Raw genomic sequence first — 16538 nt, forward strand, 5'->3', positions numbered from 1 at the left:
ATTTGTATTCTGAATACCGAACAAACCAACAGCCATGTTAAAAACATTATTAATCAGCCTGAGTGTTATGTTAGCGATCAGCATTTATGATTTCAAATTGGTTTCCCTTGATGGAAAGTCATTTGATCTCTCTGCCTATAAAGGAAAAAAGATCCTTATTGTCAACACCGCGTCAGCCTGTGGATTCACCCCGCAGTATGCTGACCTGGAAAACCTCTACGAAAAGTATAAAGACAAACTCGTGGTGATCGGCTTTCCTGCCAATAATTTTGGTGAGCAGGAAAAAGGTACCAACAGCGAGATCCAGTCGTTCTGCAAAAAGAACTATGGGGTGACGTTTCCGATGAGCGAGAAAGTGTCTGTAAAAGGAACAGATATTCACCCGCTTTTTCAATACCTCACCCACGAAGCAGAGAAGCTTGGCGTTAAAGACCCCATCAAATGGAACTTTACCAAATTCCTGATCGATGAAAAAGGTAAACTCGTTGCCGTATTCCCGAGCGACGTCAAACCTCTCAGCGACGACATCACCAAGTATCTCAACTAGTATCGCAAGAACATGTTTTTTGAATCGGTGATTGACCAGGGCGAGACGAAATCTCAGCTCGTGGACATGGTGCAGCATAACCGGCTCAGCCATGCCCTGATATTTTTAGCGAAAGAAGGTTCGGGCGGACTCCCTATGGCACTGGCTTTTGCCAGCTATGTGATGTGTGAACGCGCCCAGGAAGAAAAGCTCCAGGATGCCTGCGGGCAATGTGCCGCCTGCCTGAAAACCAATAAACTCATTCATCCCGATCTGCATTTCAGTTACCCCGTTATCCCCAGGAAACCCGGAGATAAACCGGTAAGCACAGACTATATTTCGGAATGGCGGGACTTTATCGGTACGCTGCCTTATGGCAACCTGTTCGACTGGCTGCAGTCAATCAATGCTGAAAACAAACAGGGTAACATTACTGCTGAGGAGTGCAACGACATCATGCGGAAGCTGAACCTTAAAACCTTCGAAAGCCGGTATAAGGTACTGCTGATGTGGATGCCCGAGCTGCTGGGAAAAGAAGGCAACAAGCTGCTGAAACTGATCGAGGAACCTCCAGCCAATACACTTTTCCTGCTGGTGGCGGAAAATGACTCCCTGATATTGCCTACTATCCTTTCCCGTTGCCAGCTTGTAAAGATCCCTGCCCTGAGTGACAGGGCTATTGCCGCAAGGCTGGAAACGACTTCCGGGATACCGGCAGCGCAGGCCAGTCAGATCGCAGCGATCAGTGACGGCAATTACCGTGAAGCGATCAATCACCTGAATCATTCGGGTGAAGACTGGCAATCGCTGTTGCGGGACTGGCTGAATGCCCTTCTGAAGAATGGACCCATTGCACTGGTCAGGTGGATCGACGAAATCAGCAAAATGGGCAGAGAAAAACAAAAGCAGTTTCTGCGCTATTTCGGGCATTTGCTGGAACAAAGCCTCAGGATAAGGGTGCTGGGAGAAAACAGCGAATGGGCCAGGCATCTTCCTGCCGGTGAAAAAGACTTTATCCTCCGGATCAACAAAATGGCCTCACTCGAACAGCAGGCTGCGATAACAGAATTGCTGGACCAATATTCCTATTATATAGAAAGGAATGCTAATGCGAAAATGTTGTTTCACGCAATAAGCATAAAGCTGTTCCATATCCTGAAGGACAAAGCGAAGGTATCGACCTGGTAGTTTTGCCTATATTTGTAAAATCTAATTAATTCACATTCACATTATTAACGATATATGGGATGCAGTAGCTGTGGTACAGGTGGTTCACCAAAAGGTTGCAAAAGCAACGGCGGTTGTTCGTCGGGTGGCTGTAACCGGATGAACGCCTATGACTGGTTGCAGAACCTTCCCTTTGCCGATACAGAGTCCGCCTGCAAAGTGGTAGAAATCTCTTTTAACAATGGCAGCAGGAAAGACTTTTTCAGGAACAATGCGCTGCAGCAGTTTGATAAAGGAGATCAGGTGACCGTTGAGGGTGTAAGCGGGGTAGATGTTGGAGAGGTAAGCCTGACAGGGGAAATTGTGCGGCTTCAATTGAAGAAGCGGGGCATTAATGAATTTGATCCGGAGATGAAAAAGATCCTGCGCCGGTCAAATGACCGGGACATCGATCTTCTGAAGATCAACAAAGCACGAGAACCGGAAGCGGTCATCCGCTCCCGCGCTATAGCGCGACAACTGAAACTCGACATGAAGATCAGTGAAGTTGAGATTCAGGCAGATGGCCGCAAGGCTACTTTCTTTTATATCGCTGATGACCGCGTGGATTTCCGTGAACTGATCAAGGTATATGCTTCGGAATTCAAGGTCAAGGTGGAAATGCGGCAGATCGGTGCACGGCAGGAGGCTGCAAAAGTCGGTGGGATCGGCAGTTGTGGCCGTGAACTTTGTTGCAGCACCTGGCTAACAGATTTCAAAAGCGTTAATACTACCGCTGCCAGGTACCAGAACCTGAGTATCAATCAAACAAAGCTGAGTGGTCAGTGCGGAAGGTTGAAATGCTGCCTGAATTACGAACTTGACACCTATCTTGATGCATTGCAGGCATTTCCCGACCGGGCAGAATCGATCAAAGTAGTCCGCGGTCAGGCGACACTTATCAAAAAAGACATTTTCAAGAACCTGATGTGGTATGTGTTGCCGGATAGCAATAAGCAATATCCGCTGACCATCGACCGTGTCAGAAAAATATTATCCCTGAATGCCCAGGGTGTTATCCCGGAAGAACTGGAAGCCGTAGACGTGACCAGCTCGAAACAAAAAGAAGTTGAACCGGAATTTGTTGATGTGGTTGGTCAGATCAGTTTGCGTTCGCTCGAAAAGAATGACCGCAAGCGGAAACAGCAACAAAAACAGAAGAATACACCACCACAACGGGAAGGCGGACAGCCAAGACAGGAAGGCGGGCAACAACGATCCGAAAATAACCCCCAACGCGAAGCCAGGCAGCAACGTCCACAGGGAAATGCACCAGCGCCTAAGGGCAACCGTCCGCAACAACAAAGACCACAGGGCAGACCCGAAGGCGGACGACCAGAAGGCGGACGGCCTGAAGGCAACCGTGGTGAAAGCAACCGCGATAATAACAATAGAAGGCAGCAGGGAGGAAAAGGCGATCAGTCCCGCAACAGGCCACCGAAGCAGCCAGGGCAACCAGGGCAACCGGGTCAGCCAGGACAGGCAGGCCAATCCGGACCAAGGCAGGGAGGCGGCCAGGGCAAGCCTCCTGGTGAACCAGCGAATTAGATCAGTCACGGTAATTCAATGCCGGCTTCCGGTCACCTAACAGTGGCATATAGCGGAAGTCTGATCCCCTGCTGGTGGAAAATTCCGACGTAGCCTGACGGATCAACTCCGGCTGCTGAAAAAGGTCGATGGCGGTCAACGTCATTGTTTTCGCAGCTACCATCATGCCCTTCGTGCCAATTTCCGTGCCGCCGCAGGCAACTGCCTGCCAGCTGTGAGCCGGTGTTCCCGGCACCCATGTAGCGGCATACAAACCTACTGTCGGAACATTCCAGCTGACGTCTCCAACATCTGTAGAGCCGGGAGAAGGGTTATCAGGCTTTTGCAGTGGTTTGATTGAACGGGCTGTAGTAAGCGCGGGCGCGGCGAAACCAAGGGTTGACTGGATTTTTTGTGCGAAGGCCATTTCTTCAGGTGAATAGTCCACGCCGCCTATTGTTTCAAAATTCTGCTGCATTACAGCCGCAAGTGTCTTATTCAACAGCATATCATAAGTACCGCCAATAATTTCATACTCTACCCGGGTCTCCGTACCTATCGCAGCGCCTTCAGCAGCTTTTACTATCCTGTCAAAAATGCCTTTCACCACTTCGCGGCTTGGATGACGGGCATAATAGTAGACCTCCGCGAAATCAGGAACTACATTAGGTGCTTTTCCCCCATTGGTAATCACATAATGGATACGCGACTCAGCCGGAACATGCTCCCGCATCATGTTGACCATATTATCCATGGCTTCAACACCATCCAATGCAGAACGACCTTTTTCAGGTGAAGCCGCTGCGTGTGCCGACTGTCCGTAAAACCGGAATTTTGCGCTCTTGTTGGCCAGTGCTCCCTGCAGGTTAATCATGTTTTCACTGCCGGGGTGCCAATGGATCACAACATCAACGTCTTTAAACAAGCCCTCCCTTACCATATATACTTTGCCCGAGCCACCCTCTTCTGCCGGTGTACCAAACACCTTTACCGTTCCCTTGATTTTTCCTGCAGCCATCAGCCTGCTGATCTCAATACCGGCAGCAACAGAAGCAGTTCCAAAAAGGTGATGCCCGCATCCATGACCCGCTGTACGGCCTTCAGCCGGAAGTTTTTCGGGTAGGGCTTGTTGTGAAAGCCCGGGCAGTGCATCAAACTCTGCGAGGATACCGATCACCGGACTGCCGGAACCATATGTCGCAACGAAAGCAGTTGGTATTCCGGCTACGCCGGCTTCCACAGAAAATCCATGCTGACTCAGCGTCTGCTGCAACAGTGTTGAACTTTTCACCTCCTTATAGCCCAATTCTGAATAGTCCCAGATTTTAAAGGATATCTCTTTATATTGTTCATAGTCCTTTCCGAGGTCCAGCACCGCAGATTGCTTCAATGCAGTCAACTGCCGTGACGTTTTCTGCGCGAACAACGGAAAGGAAAAAACAGAAACTGTGAAAAGAGCAGCGATCAGGCTGGCTTTCGTCATATGCGCCGGTTTAGTGTACAATATAAATCATTTATGAAAAGATCACTGGCTGTATTGCTGGTTGTGATGATCAGCTGGCTTGTATTTGCACAAAGCTGTATGACCTTCCGCACACCGGATAAAAAGTCGGTGGCCGCGTTCCGTGAAGATGGGATTTACTTGAAAACGTTCACGCGAAAACAGGAGGGTCATCATATCCACTATGTTCAAACGGGTAGCGACACCCTCCCGACGTTATTCTTTGTGCATGGAACTCCCGGTAGCTGGACGGCCTTTGAACCATACCTCCGCGACTCTTTGTTACGAACAAAATATCGTCTGATCAGCATCGACAGGCCTGGCTTTGGATATAGCGATTATGGTGCCCCTATGGATTTGCCATCGCAATCGCTTTTAATGGGACCGGTAATATTGTCATTAAAAAACAGCAAGCCATTCTGGCTGGTGGGTCATTCGCTTGGTGGTCCGATGATTATTCAGCTGGAGCTTGATTTTCCAACACTTGCAGACGGCCTGGTGATTATTTCCGGCAGCATTGATCCTGCGGCCGAGAAGCCTGAAAAATGGCGTCCTGTTTTGTTCAAAACACCCTTGAACCTGTTTGTTCCCGGCGCCATGCGGCCCTCCAACGAAGAATTGTGGTACCTCAAATCTGACCTGGTGGAATTAAAAGAAAGGCTGGGCCGGCTGCAATGTCCCGTAGTTTTTATTCATGGGAAACAGGATACATGGGTTCCGCCAATAAATGTGGACTATGGACTGAAAATGATGACCGGGAGTTCCCGCATCGACACGATCTGGCTGGAAGGGAATCACTTTATTCCATGGACGAGATTCAGCCAGATCAGGGATGTATTATATCACCTTTACTGAAATAAAAAAGGGGTTGCCCTGGCAACCCCTGTAAAAAAACTTCAGCTTCTCTTACCAGCCATCACCGTCGAGCATATTGCCGAGTCCGCCAAGAATTCCGCCTTCTTCCTTGCGGGTTGTTGTACCGTATTGCAGCACGCGGCTGGCCAGCCTGCTGATCGGTAGTGTCTGGACCCAAACCGTACCTGGCCCGCGAAGGGTTGCAAAGAAAAGTCCTTCCCCACCAAAAATGGTATTGCGGACACCGCCCACATACTGGATATCAAAATCGACTGTCTGGGTATAGGCTACTACGCAACCAGTATCAAGCTTCAGCGTTTCGCCGGGTTGTAATTCCCTGGCGAAAACATGCCCTCCGGCATGTACGAAAGCCATTCCATCACCTTCAAGTTTCTGCATAATAAAACCTTCACCACCGAAGATTCCGGTGCCGAGTTTCCGTTGCAATGCGATGCCGACGCTTACGCCTTTTGCTGCACAAAGAAAGGCATCCTTCTGACAGATCACCCGTCCACCCAGCTGCAACAGATCGAGGGGGATGATCTTGCCGGGGTAGGGAGAAGCAAAACTAACCCGCTTCTTGCCATGGCTTTGGTTCGTGAAAGTGGTCATAAAAAGGCTCTCCCCTGTAAGCACCCTCTTTCCGGCGCTGACAAGCTTTCCGAGCAGACCACCACCAGAGGTTTGTTTGGAACCGTCACCAAAAATTGTAGCCATCTGGATGCCATCATCCATCATCATGAAACTGCCGCTTTCAGCTACTGCGGTTTCCTGTGGATCAAGCTCCACTTCTACATATTGCATTTCTTCGCCAAATATCCTGTAATCAATTTCGTGGTTGGTGCGCATGAATTTTCATTTAGTTGCTAGATGTAAACAACCATCCATTGGTTGCGTGAACAACGCCGCCAATGGATGGAAGGTCAAAAATAAGGATCGTCACTATTAATTGGTAATCAGAACCAGCTTCCTACAAAAGCGTCGTTTACTTTTGCATCGGAATTTCTTTCCAGTCTTCTTCTTCTGCGGTTAACCTTCACCCGCTGTACGAATGCCGTCAGGATCATCAGCAATCCAAAGAGCAGGGTTGCAGGAGGAATTCCCATAAAGCTGATCCATTTGCCACCAAACATCCGCCGCATCGGCCGCCGCAGCCTTTCGGCAATCAGGTACATCGACGGCACGATCACCAGCGTCATGAAGAATGCGAAAGCGAGGCCAAATATGATCGTCCAGCTCAGTGGCTTCCAGAACGCAACGTTGTCGCCACCGAAGAAAATATTCGGATTGAGTTCAGAGAACAGTTTGATGAAGTTGATATTGAAACCCACCGCAATAGGAATGAATCCGAGGATCGCGGCCAATGCAGTCAGCAATACCGGGATGATCCTGGTTTTACCAGCCTGAATTACAGCTTCCCGCGTCTTTAACCCGCGGCTACGAAGTTCTTCTGCAAACTCTATCACAAGGATCCCGTTCTTTACCACGATACCGGCGAGTCCCACAATACCAAGACCTGTCATGAGAACCGAAGCGGTCATGCCGAAGGCTGCAAAACCCAGGAGAACACCGATCACACTAAAGATGATCTCTGTCAGGATAATGATCGACTTGCTCACCGAGTTGAACTGCAATACGAGTGTCAGCAGGATGAGTCCGAGTGCAATAAAGAGCGCTTTCATAAGGAATGCACCAGTTTCTGCCTGCTGCTCCCCTTCACCGGTCTGTTTGATGGTAACACCATCTGATTTGCCGTGGAAATTCTCTATATGCTGCGCGATCACCTGGTTCACTGCAGTGGCGTTATACCCCTGCGTAGTCAATACGTTTGACCGGATCGTGATCATCCTTTTCTGGTTCTTCCGCTTTACGCTGCCGAACGTGCTGCTGGGCTCAACCTTCACCAGCGCACCGATGGGAATGTCTTTTACCGCTCCCCCACTCGCCATATCCCGGAAGGAGATCCGCATGTTCAGGAGGCTGGAGAGATCTTTTCGCTGCAGTTCATTATTGCGCAACTGAATCTTATATTCTTCCTTGCCTTCCTTGATCTTCGAAACCTCCCGGCCAAAAAGGGCAGTACGGATGGCTTGTCCAACCTGTGCACTTGAAACACCCTGTATCAATGCCCTTTCCCGATCAACCGTGAGCGTGATCTCGGGGTTATTGAGATCCACATCCATTTTAAGTTCTTCCACACCGGGCACATGAATGGAGTCGAGATAGTTCTTGAGATTTACCGCAGTATGTACGAGGTTATCAAAGTTTTCACTGGCCACTTCGATATTCACCGGCGGATCAGTGGGAGGACCGCCGCTTTCCTGGTCAACGCTGATCTCTGCTCCGGGAATACCCGTCATCGCACCACGGATCTTGTCGAGGTACGGCCTTGTACTCTTTCCGTGACGTTTTTCATATTCAACGAAAGACACCTGGATCCGCCCCAGTTCACTGCGGGTACTTCTGTCACCGGAAGCAGGATCGCTTGCTCCAATGGCAACGTTGGAAATAACACTTTCCACCAACGGATTGGTTTTGCCTTTCTGGTTATCAACATCAAGGATCTTGTATACGCGGTTCTCGAGTACCCGCGTAACACTGTCTGTATACTCAACCCTGGTTCCCACCGGCAGCTTCAGGTATACATAGATCTGGTTGGGATCTGCTTTGGGAAAGAATTCTATGCCAACCCATCCGGTTGCAATGGAAGCGCCAAATATGAAAATGGATAACAGGAGTAATGCTACAGTACCGAGCAACAGGTGAACAGGACGCCATCCTTTCAATGCCCAGCGCAACAGGTTTTCATAATGACTCATGATCCAGGGCAGCACGCGGTTCTGGAAGGCGTGAATGGCATCTTCCAGCACAAAGCGGTTCAGCAGGATCAGGAGCATAATAAAGATGAGGAAGTTCCCGAAGAACGTGGCACCCATCAGGTCAAGCAAAATGCCTGCGCCGATCGGAATCCAGAAGGATGGCTTCCTGAAGATCGCACTCTTTGGTTCTTTGGCACCCTCCGGATGGTTCATGAAATCTACCGCAAATACCGGGTTCATAATAAAGGCCACCACCAGCGATGCTGCCAGTGTGAAGATGAGCATCGCTGGAAGGTATACCATGAAGCGGCCGATAATACCCGGCCAGAACAGCAGGGGAAAGAAAGGTGCCAGGGTAGTCAGCGTACCGGCAAGTACCGGGATGAACACTTCACCCGCCGCCATTTTTGTGGCTCTTTCCACGCGCAGCCGTCCATGTCCTTCCGTAAAGATCCGGTGGGTATTCTCAATCACCACGATGGCGTCATCCACAATAATCCCAAGACCGAATAGAAGTGCGAACAAAACCATGAAGTTGAGCGTCACGTGCGTGCCGATAATCAGGTCTGCTACCGGCAGGAACACAAAGGCCACGAACATACTCAGCGGTACACTGAGTGCCACAAAGAAGGCATTGGTGACGCCCATAAAAAACATCAGTACAATGAGTACCAGGATAAAACCGATAACAATACTGTTTACCAGTTCATTAAAGGATGCTTTTGTTTTGATACTCTGGTCACCGGTCACGACAGCTTTAAGGTCCTCGGGATATAACACACCCCTGGCTTCTTTAACCATTTTCTGAACAGCTTCGCTGGTCTCGATCAGGTTCTCCCCACTTCTTTTGATGACGTTAAGCGTCACCACATTCTTTCCATCCAGGCGGGCGAAACTTTCCACATCCTTGGTGGTATCCTTGATTACAGCAATGTCTTTCAGGTAGATCGGGTAACCGCCAGTGTTCCGCACGATAACCTTTTCGATATCATAGGAAGTTTTGAACTGTCCTTTCAGCTGCAGGTTCCGCTTCATTGTACCCACATCGAGAAGGCCGCCGGAGATATCCATATTCTCACGCGCAACAGCATTGGCGATATCATCAAAAGTGATACCGGCACTTTGCATGCGATAGTTATCAACATTGATCTGAAACTCCCGCTCCGGGGCACCGACAATGTCGATCCGGTTGATCTGCGGGATCTCTTCCAGCTTGTCTTTCACGTCATCAGCGAACTTCTTCAGGCGCAACATGTCATAGTTGCCGCTTAGGTTCACATACATGATGGGCATGTCACTGAGGTTCACTTCCAGGGCCGTAGGCTCTTCCGTAAGGTCTGTGGGAAGATCCTGTTTTGCCTTGTCAATCGCGTCCTTTACTTTCTGGAGGGCGATATCTGTTTTTACTTCAGTGTCAAACTCCACCACAATGGCTGAATAATCCTGTTGTGATGTACTGGTAAATTTTTTGATCTTGGCCCCTGTAATACCCTTGATCTGCTTTTCGATCGGCCGGGTGACGAGGTTCTCGATGTCTTTGGGTGAGTTTCCCACGTAAATTGTCTGTACATAGATCGTGGGGATCACGATATCCGGGAATTGTTCCTTCGGCAAGGTTGTGAACTGGAATATTCCCGCGAGGGTAAAGAACAACATGATCAGGTAGATGGCCACCTTGTTGTTGATCGCCCATGAAGTTGGTTTAAACTCTTTAAATTTTCCCGTTAGTTTTTCTAAAGCGCTCATAGCATTTTTTTATCCGTTATGGGAAAGCCTGGCTATTGTTAATTGGCACTGGTGGTTACAGCCTGTCCTTCGTAAAGACTCTGAAAGCCATCTGTAATGAGCTGGTCTCCTGATTGCAGTCCATCCTTCACTTCAACAATCTCTCCGTACAACTGACCTACGGCTACCTGTCTTTTGCGGGCAACAAGTTTGTTTCCTTCTTTTGCTGCTACCATCACAAATTTTCCTTTGTCATCACTCTGCAGTGTGTTCAGCGGAATGCTGATCACATCAGGAACAGAATAATCCTGGATCCTGACGATGGCGATCTGGTTGGGACGCAGGTCTTTATCATTGGGCAGTTTGCCTTCAACGGTAAAGGAACGGCTGGTATTCTCGATGAACTTGCTGGCGACATTGATAGTCGTGGTGATCTCCCGGTTATTGGATTCGGGAAGAACCACTTTCATTTTGGTTCCCACGCCGACTTTACCGAGATAGTTCTCCGGCACCAGTACGCTGACCTTGAGGTCGGTATTGTTGATGATGCGAATACCAGTCGCAGTCATCGCTGCGCTTTGAGGGGAGAAGAACTCTCCTACCTTGATGTTCACCTGGTCTGCAATACCTGTCATTTCTGCGTATACATTCGCCATATTCACCTGTTCCTGGGCGAGCTGAACATTGGCTCTTGCTGCAGAAAGCTGACTTTGTAAAGCCTCTGCGTTCGTCTTTGCATTCAGCACCTGTACTTCAGTACCAATATTCTGTTTCCAGAGATTCTGTTGTCTTTCGTAGATGCTTTTTGCCTGGTCCAGTTGTGCCTGGATACCACTAATCTGTTGTTGTGCTGCAGCCAGGTTCTGGCGTGCAATAGCATCATCGAGGCGAAGCAGCAACTGTCCTTTGTGCACCCGGTCACCATTTTTCACAAGAACAGCTTTTACCACACCACCCTGCCCACGGGGAGAAACATAAACGACATTCATCGCGTCGATCTTTCCCTGCAGATCGATGGAGTGGCTGAAAATTCCCTTTTCAATATTGGTCAGTGCAACCAGTTTGGGTTTTGCCGGGATAGCATTGGGATCTTCATCCCTGATCTCTTTTTCCAGTTGCTGGATCTTTTCTGTGAGGCCGGCCTGTTGGGATTTCAGCTTCTCAAGGTCAGCTTTCTTTTTGTCGATAGGTTCCTTATTCGTTGCATTACATGCGGTCATCAGGGCCGCAATGGTAAGAACAGAAAGGAGTTTTATAGTCGTTTGCATATAGTGCTTTTTTGTCATTTTCAGAATGCGGTTACTGTACTTTTCCGATTGCTTTGAGGTAATCGATCTTGGCGACTGTAGCATCATAAAGGGCAGCAAAATAGTTGGTTTGCGCCAGCCTCAGTTCCGCCTGCGTCTGTGTAATTTCCGTATTGGAACCAAGCCCCTGGTCATATTTCAGCTTCGTCTGATCAAACACGGCTTCTGCCACTTTCATATTGGAACGCTGCGCGTCAACAGCATATACTGCTGCTTTAAAGGTGTTCAGGGAACTGGCGACTTCATTGTCGATATTCAGCTTCATCATTTCCATGTCAAACTCAGTTTTCTTCACTGCCGACTTAGCCTGCCGGATAAGGGCATCTTTTCTGAATCCATCGAATATGGGCACATTGATAGACACGCCGATCAGGCTATTGGCAAACCATTGCCCACCTGCACTGAAAAAATCGAATTGATTCCGCTGCGCTGCAGTATTGAGCTGACCAACGGCCGATAAGGTAGGCAGGTAGCTCATTTTGTAACGCTTTACGTTGTATTCGTTCAGGCTTTTTCCAATTTCAAGCAACTGGTATTCACGGCGGTCCTGGTAATTGTACGCGGTGTCAAGGATCTCAGACTTGATGCGTTCTTCAGTAAGGTCTTCCGTCAGCACGATGCTGTCCCGGATTGGCATTCCCATAAGGAGCTTTAGACCGTAGTAGCCATTGTCCATCTGTGTTTTTAACCGGAGACTGTCGGTACGCAGGTTGGTGAGGGTAACACTGACCTTGTCGACATCAAGTTTTTCAGCGAACCCGTTTTTATAGATCTCCCGGGTATCGTGAAATAATTTCTCAAAACGTGCAATATTTTCATGCGAAAGTTCCAGCTGGTATTTTGCAATGAGCAGCTGGAAATACACTTTGTAAACATTCACGATTACATCCTGCTCCGTTACTTCGGCACTTTTCCTGGCAAAAGACATGGCAGCATCACGTGCCTGTAATCCGACAAAAACCTGCCCGTCAAAAAGCAGCTGATTGAGGGAAACCCCAATGGTTGATGTCCATTTCGTGCCGAACTGTGCGTTGATCAACCCATAGTCAGAGGGGGCAACGATCGTATTTCCGCTGCCATCTTTTACGCCCTGGTCAACCAGCACACCGTAGGTACCCATTGCAATAAAGTTGGGAAAGCTCTGAACGGCAACCTGCGGAAAATGGTTGATCCCTGCGGAACCATTTACCTGCGGCAAAGCGTTGGAAGTCACTTCACGGTTTACCTGGTGTTGAATCTGGATATCTTCGAGCGCCTTTCTTACCTGGTAGTTGTTTTTCCTTGCGTATTCTACAGCTTCTTTTGCGGAGAGCTGATGTATGGCTTTACCATCGGGCTGCTGTGCCGTTTGTGCGCTGGAGGTGATGGTCCATAAGCACAGGATCAAAAAGAGTACACTCTTATCAAATAACCCGGGCCATTTTCCTTTCATTTTCATAACGATCTCATTTAGGTCTTTTGTCTTTTTTGTTGGTACTTCAGAACCATTTTATAACCAGACTGGGTCACGATGCCGAAGAGATAATGTTCCAGTACTATTCTTTCGAGCTCGGCAATAGTGAGTTTATGTTTGCTGTAAAAGGCAGGATCATAGGAGATCAGCATGCTTTCGATGCGGAATCGCGAAAGCACATCCACATTAATTTCCGGACGGTACAGCCCGTCTTCAATTCCCCATAACAGGTTCTTCCTGATGACATTGAAGAGAAAATCGTTTTTGTGTTTCTCCAGCAGTGCGAACGCGTGCGGATGGTATTTTTTAAGGTCAAACAGAACGACGGGGTTCATGGTACTCAACTGGATTTCAACCATATCCATTGCCCTGAACATTTCATCTATAGCATTTTCAGCTTCATGCTGGTCATGCAGACAGGTAGATTCGGATTCCTGCAGCTTGAATAGTATAATGGCAGTAACGAGTTCATCCTTATCAGAAAAGTACTGGTAAATGGTCTTTTTACTGATACCCATGGCACTGGCGATGTCGTCCATACTGACACTCCGGATGCCGAACTGCATGAACAGTTCCTTCGTCTTGTAGAGAATACGATCTCTCTGGTCTAACTCAATCATTTCGGAGGACAAAACTATGGAAACTTTTTTCGTAACCAAAGTTTCCTGTGCGTTTTTTTGTACAAACGGCTGTTTTTTTCCATAAGTGGCTCCCTGGCTCAGTGATCTGTAACCCGCACCTGGTAAGCGTTTCACCATTGAACCACGGGACCGCATGGGAAAGCTGGCAAAATACCGGTGCCCGGTGAATACCCCCTAAATCCATCAGAAAACGGGCAGCGGTTTCCTTTTTTGTAGTTTTGGTTTATGGAAATGGAACCGCTGAAAAAAGATGGCTGGCGCTGGAAAAAAGTCTTTCAATATTTTTTGCAGGGCGTGCTGGTTGTTGCACCTGTAGCCATAACCGGCTACCTGATCTTCTGGTTTGTCAGTTCCATCGATAACCTTATTCCGTTGTTTCAGGTCAAAGATGACAGTGGTCGTTTCATGACCCGGAATTATGGATTGGGCTTTGTTGTAATTATTGCAGCCCTGATTGTTATCGGATACCTCAGTTCCAATTTTATCACCAGCCGCATCTTCAGCCTTTTTGATCACTGGCTGGAAAGAGCCCCGGGGGTGAAATTCATCTATACTTCTATTAAGGATTTCTTTGAAGCCTTTGCCGGCAACAAACGGAAATTCAATAAACCTGTTGCAGTATCCCTGCACCTGGAAGATGTTTATCAGATCGGATTCATTACTGATGAAGATGCCAGTGAATTCGGACTCCAGGGATATATCACTGTTTACGTGCCCCTCTCCTATTCCTTTGCAGGACAAACCTACCTGGTGCCGCGGCACAGGGTCCGTCCGATCGATCATGTGAAAGCCGCCGATGCCATGAAGTATGTCGTTTCCGGCGGTGTTGCAGAACCGGAACACGAACATCACAAGAGTGGAAAGTCCGTCTAAAGGACGTTAGTATGCGATATGTGCTGATGATGGTGATTTGCCTTGGCGGAAGCTTACCTGTATTTTCCTGGGGGTTCTTTGCGCACAGAAAGATCAATGAATACGCTGTGTACCTCCTTCCGCCGGAACTATTGATCCTGTACAAACCGTCAATGTCCTATATCAGGGAGCATGCGACGGATGCTGACAAGCGACGGTACATTCTCAAGGCCGAAGCGCCAAGACATTATATCGACCTGGATCATTACGGAAAATATCCTTTTGACAGTTTGCCGAGAAGCTGGGACAGTGCCGCCATGGTCTTTGGAGCTGACAGTCTGCAGGTTCATGGCATTTTACCGTGGCGTATTCAACAGGTATATTCCGGCCTGATAAAGGCATTCCGGGAGAAGAACCTGCCGGGAATCCTCAGGTTGTCCAGTGATCTGGGGCATTATATCGGTGATGCGCATGTGCCATTGCATACCAGCTCCAATCACAACGGCCAGAAAACCGGGCAGCATGGAATACATGGTTTCTGGGAAAGCAGGGTACCAGAACTGCTGGCAGACCAGGAGTGGGACTTTTTTATCGGCAAAGCACATTATGTAGAGAATATTTCAGATTTGACGTGGCGCATCCTCCTCGAAAGTGCTGCAGCAGTTGATTCGGTGCTGGATATGGAAAAGGCTTTATCGGCCGCTTTACCGCCCGATTCCAGGTATGCCTATGAATGGCGTTCCGGACAGGTAGTGAAGCAATATGCTGCCGGTTATTCCCGGACTTATAACAAAGTGCTCAGGGGAATGATAGAACGAAGGATGAGGCAGGCCATACAAGCGGTAGCGGATTGCTGGTATACGGCCTGGGTAAATGCCGGACAGCCGGATCTGAGGCCCCTTGCGAAAATGCTTCCATCGCAACCGGACAGCAGACTGGATTCATTAGCCATTTTCTGGAGAAACCGGCCTGCTTTTGGAAAAAGCTGCAATTAACGGCCGGGGCATTTGACAAATTTTAAGGAAATTGCAGCCTCACTAAAGTTTAACTCAGTGATACACAATTTTAATGCAGGACCATCCATCCTGCCCCGGGAAGTATTTCAGCAGGCCAGTGAAGCCATTCTTGATTTCAACAATATGGGATTATCCATTCTTGAAATCGGGCACCGTACGGATGCCTTTCAGTCTGTAATGGATGAAGCACAGTCGTTGCTGAAAGAACTGATGCAGCTGAACGACAGCAAGAAAGTATTGTTTCTTCACGGGGGAGCGTCTACACAGTTCTTCCAGGTGCCTATGAATCTCCTGGATGACAATGCTACCGGCGCCTACCTGGACTGTGGTACATGGGGCATCAAGGCGATCAAAGAAGCAAAGCTTTTTGGAAACGTAAATGTTGTGGCCAGTTCAAAAGACCGGAACTATTCGTATATCCCCAGGCAGTATACAATACCGGATGATGCCGCCTATTTTCACTATACTACCAATAATACCATTGAAGGCACGCAGGTTGCCGGCATTCCGGATACGCATGTTCCCCTTGTTGCAGATATGAGCAGCGATATACTGAGTGAAGAAATGGACTTCAACCGCTTCAGCCTGATATATGCCGGCGCACAAAAGAATATCGGTGCGGCCGGGGTGAACATTGTAGTGGTTGACGAAGCAATACTCGGCAAGGTAAACCGCAAACTGCCCACGATGATGGATTACCGGGAACACATCAAAAATGGTTCCATGCTGAATACCCCACCCGTCTTTGCGGTATACGTGTGCATGCTCACGCTTCGTTGGCTGAAAAAGCAGGGTGGTGTAGCCGGCATTCAGAAAATTAATGATCAGAAAGCCGGGTTGTTATACAGCACCCTGGAAAGCCTGCCAATGTTTCGCCTGCCCGTGCCTATAGAAGACAGGAGCAAAATGAACGTTGTGTTCACGATGCCCGATGTGGAAACGGAAAAGGAATTTTTGTCTGTTTGCAAATCCAATGGCATGTATGGTGTGAAAGGACACCGTTCTGTCGGAGGATTCAGAATAAGTCTCTACAACGCGCTTCCGCTTTCCAGCGTAGAAGCTATTACTGATCTGATAAAAGATTTTGCTCAAAAGAAAGGATAACTCACT

13 protein-coding genes are annotated in these 16538 nt (G+C 48.5%); 7 read left to right on the forward strand and 6 right to left on the reverse strand.

The features are described from left to right. Nucleotides 1–34: 34 nt before the first annotated feature. Genes FPE01S_RS04425 through FPE01S_RS04435 form a run of 3 tightly spaced genes read left to right on the forward strand, consistent with a single transcriptional unit; the run spans nt 35 to nt 3280 of the window. Nucleotides 35–547, forward strand: coding sequence for a glutathione peroxidase (locus FPE01S_RS04425; RefSeq protein WP_046367639.1), 513 nt, complete (start codon nt 35–37; stop codon nt 545–547). A 12-nt stretch (nt 548–559) separates the two neighbouring features. Further along, the gene (locus tag FPE01S_RS04430; RefSeq protein WP_046367640.1) at nt 560–1714 is read left to right on the forward strand and encodes a DNA polymerase III subunit; all 1155 of its coding nucleotides are present in this window, start codon (nt 560–562) and stop codon (nt 1712–1714) included. Between the two features lie 54 nt (nt 1715–1768). Next, complete coding sequence (locus tag FPE01S_RS04435) at nt 1769–3280, forward strand: PSP1 domain-containing protein (protein WP_072053950.1); 1512 nt, start codon at nt 1769–1771, stop codon at nt 3278–3280. Between the two features lies 1 nt (nt 3281). On the opposite strand, the gene FPE01S_RS04440 is transcribed toward FPE01S_RS04435, so the two are convergent. Next, nucleotides 3282–4742 (reverse strand): amidohydrolase, encoded by a 1461-nt coding sequence (locus FPE01S_RS04440; protein WP_046367641.1) that lies wholly within the window; start codon nt 4740–4742, stop codon nt 3282–3284. 33 nt (nt 4743–4775) lie between these two features. Here FPE01S_RS04440 and FPE01S_RS04445 point away from each other — a divergent pair, with 33 nt between their 5' ends. Further along, a complete protein-coding gene (locus FPE01S_RS04445) occupies nt 4776–5615 on the forward strand; it encodes an alpha/beta fold hydrolase (RefSeq protein ID WP_169749126.1) in 840 nt (279 codons plus the stop codon). 51 nt (nt 5616–5666) lie between these two features. On the opposite strand, the gene FPE01S_RS04450 is transcribed toward FPE01S_RS04445, so the two are convergent. The 5 genes from FPE01S_RS04450 to FPE01S_RS04470 form a co-directional block, all read right to left on the reverse strand. After that, on the reverse strand, nt 5667–6464 hold the full coding sequence (locus FPE01S_RS04450; RefSeq protein WP_046367642.1) for a TIGR00266 family protein: 798 nt from the start codon (nt 6462–6464) through the stop codon (nt 5667–5669). Between the two features lie 107 nt (nt 6465–6571). Beyond that, a complete protein-coding gene (locus FPE01S_RS04455) occupies nt 6572–10180 on the reverse strand; it encodes an efflux RND transporter permease subunit (protein ID WP_046367643.1) in 3609 nt (1202 codons plus the stop codon). Between the two features lie 38 nt (nt 10181–10218). Then, entirely contained in the window at nt 10219–11427 is a 1209-nt protein-coding gene (locus tag FPE01S_RS04460; RefSeq protein ID WP_046368654.1) for an efflux RND transporter periplasmic adaptor subunit, read from the reverse strand. Nucleotides 11428–11458: 31 nt separating this feature from the next. Further along, on the reverse strand, nt 11459–12904 hold the full coding sequence (locus FPE01S_RS04465; protein WP_052955506.1) for a TolC family protein: 1446 nt from the start codon (nt 12902–12904) through the stop codon (nt 11459–11461). Nucleotides 12905–12915: 11 nt separating this feature from the next. Beyond that, nucleotides 12916–13539: a TetR/AcrR family transcriptional regulator gene (locus tag FPE01S_RS04470; RefSeq protein WP_046368656.1), complete on the reverse strand. Its 624-nt coding sequence runs from the start codon at nt 13537–13539 to the stop codon at nt 12916–12918. A 246-nt stretch (nt 13540–13785) separates the two neighbouring features. On the opposite strand from FPE01S_RS04470, the gene FPE01S_RS04475 reads away from it, so the two are divergent. Genes FPE01S_RS04475 through serC form a run of 3 tightly spaced genes read left to right on the forward strand, consistent with a single transcriptional unit; the run spans nt 13786 to nt 16532 of the window. Continuing rightward, nucleotides 13786–14433: a DUF502 domain-containing protein gene (locus FPE01S_RS04475; RefSeq protein WP_046367644.1), complete on the forward strand. Its 648-nt coding sequence runs from the start codon at nt 13786–13788 to the stop codon at nt 14431–14433. Nucleotides 14434–14444: 11 nt separating this feature from the next. After that, the gene (locus tag FPE01S_RS04480; protein WP_046367645.1) at nt 14445–15407 is read left to right on the forward strand and encodes a zinc dependent phospholipase C family protein; all 963 of its coding nucleotides are present in this window, start codon (nt 14445–14447) and stop codon (nt 15405–15407) included. A 57-nt stretch (nt 15408–15464) separates the two neighbouring features. Continuing rightward, nucleotides 15465–16532 (forward strand): 3-phosphoserine/phosphohydroxythreonine transaminase, encoded by a 1068-nt coding sequence (gene serC / locus FPE01S_RS04485; RefSeq protein WP_046367646.1) that lies wholly within the window; start codon nt 15465–15467, stop codon nt 16530–16532. Nucleotides 16533–16538 lie beyond the last annotated feature (6 nt).

It is taken from the genome of Flavihumibacter petaseus NBRC 106054 (assembly GCF_000974785.1).
Lineage (GTDB): Bacteria > Bacteroidota > Bacteroidia > Chitinophagales > Chitinophagaceae > Flavihumibacter > Flavihumibacter petaseus.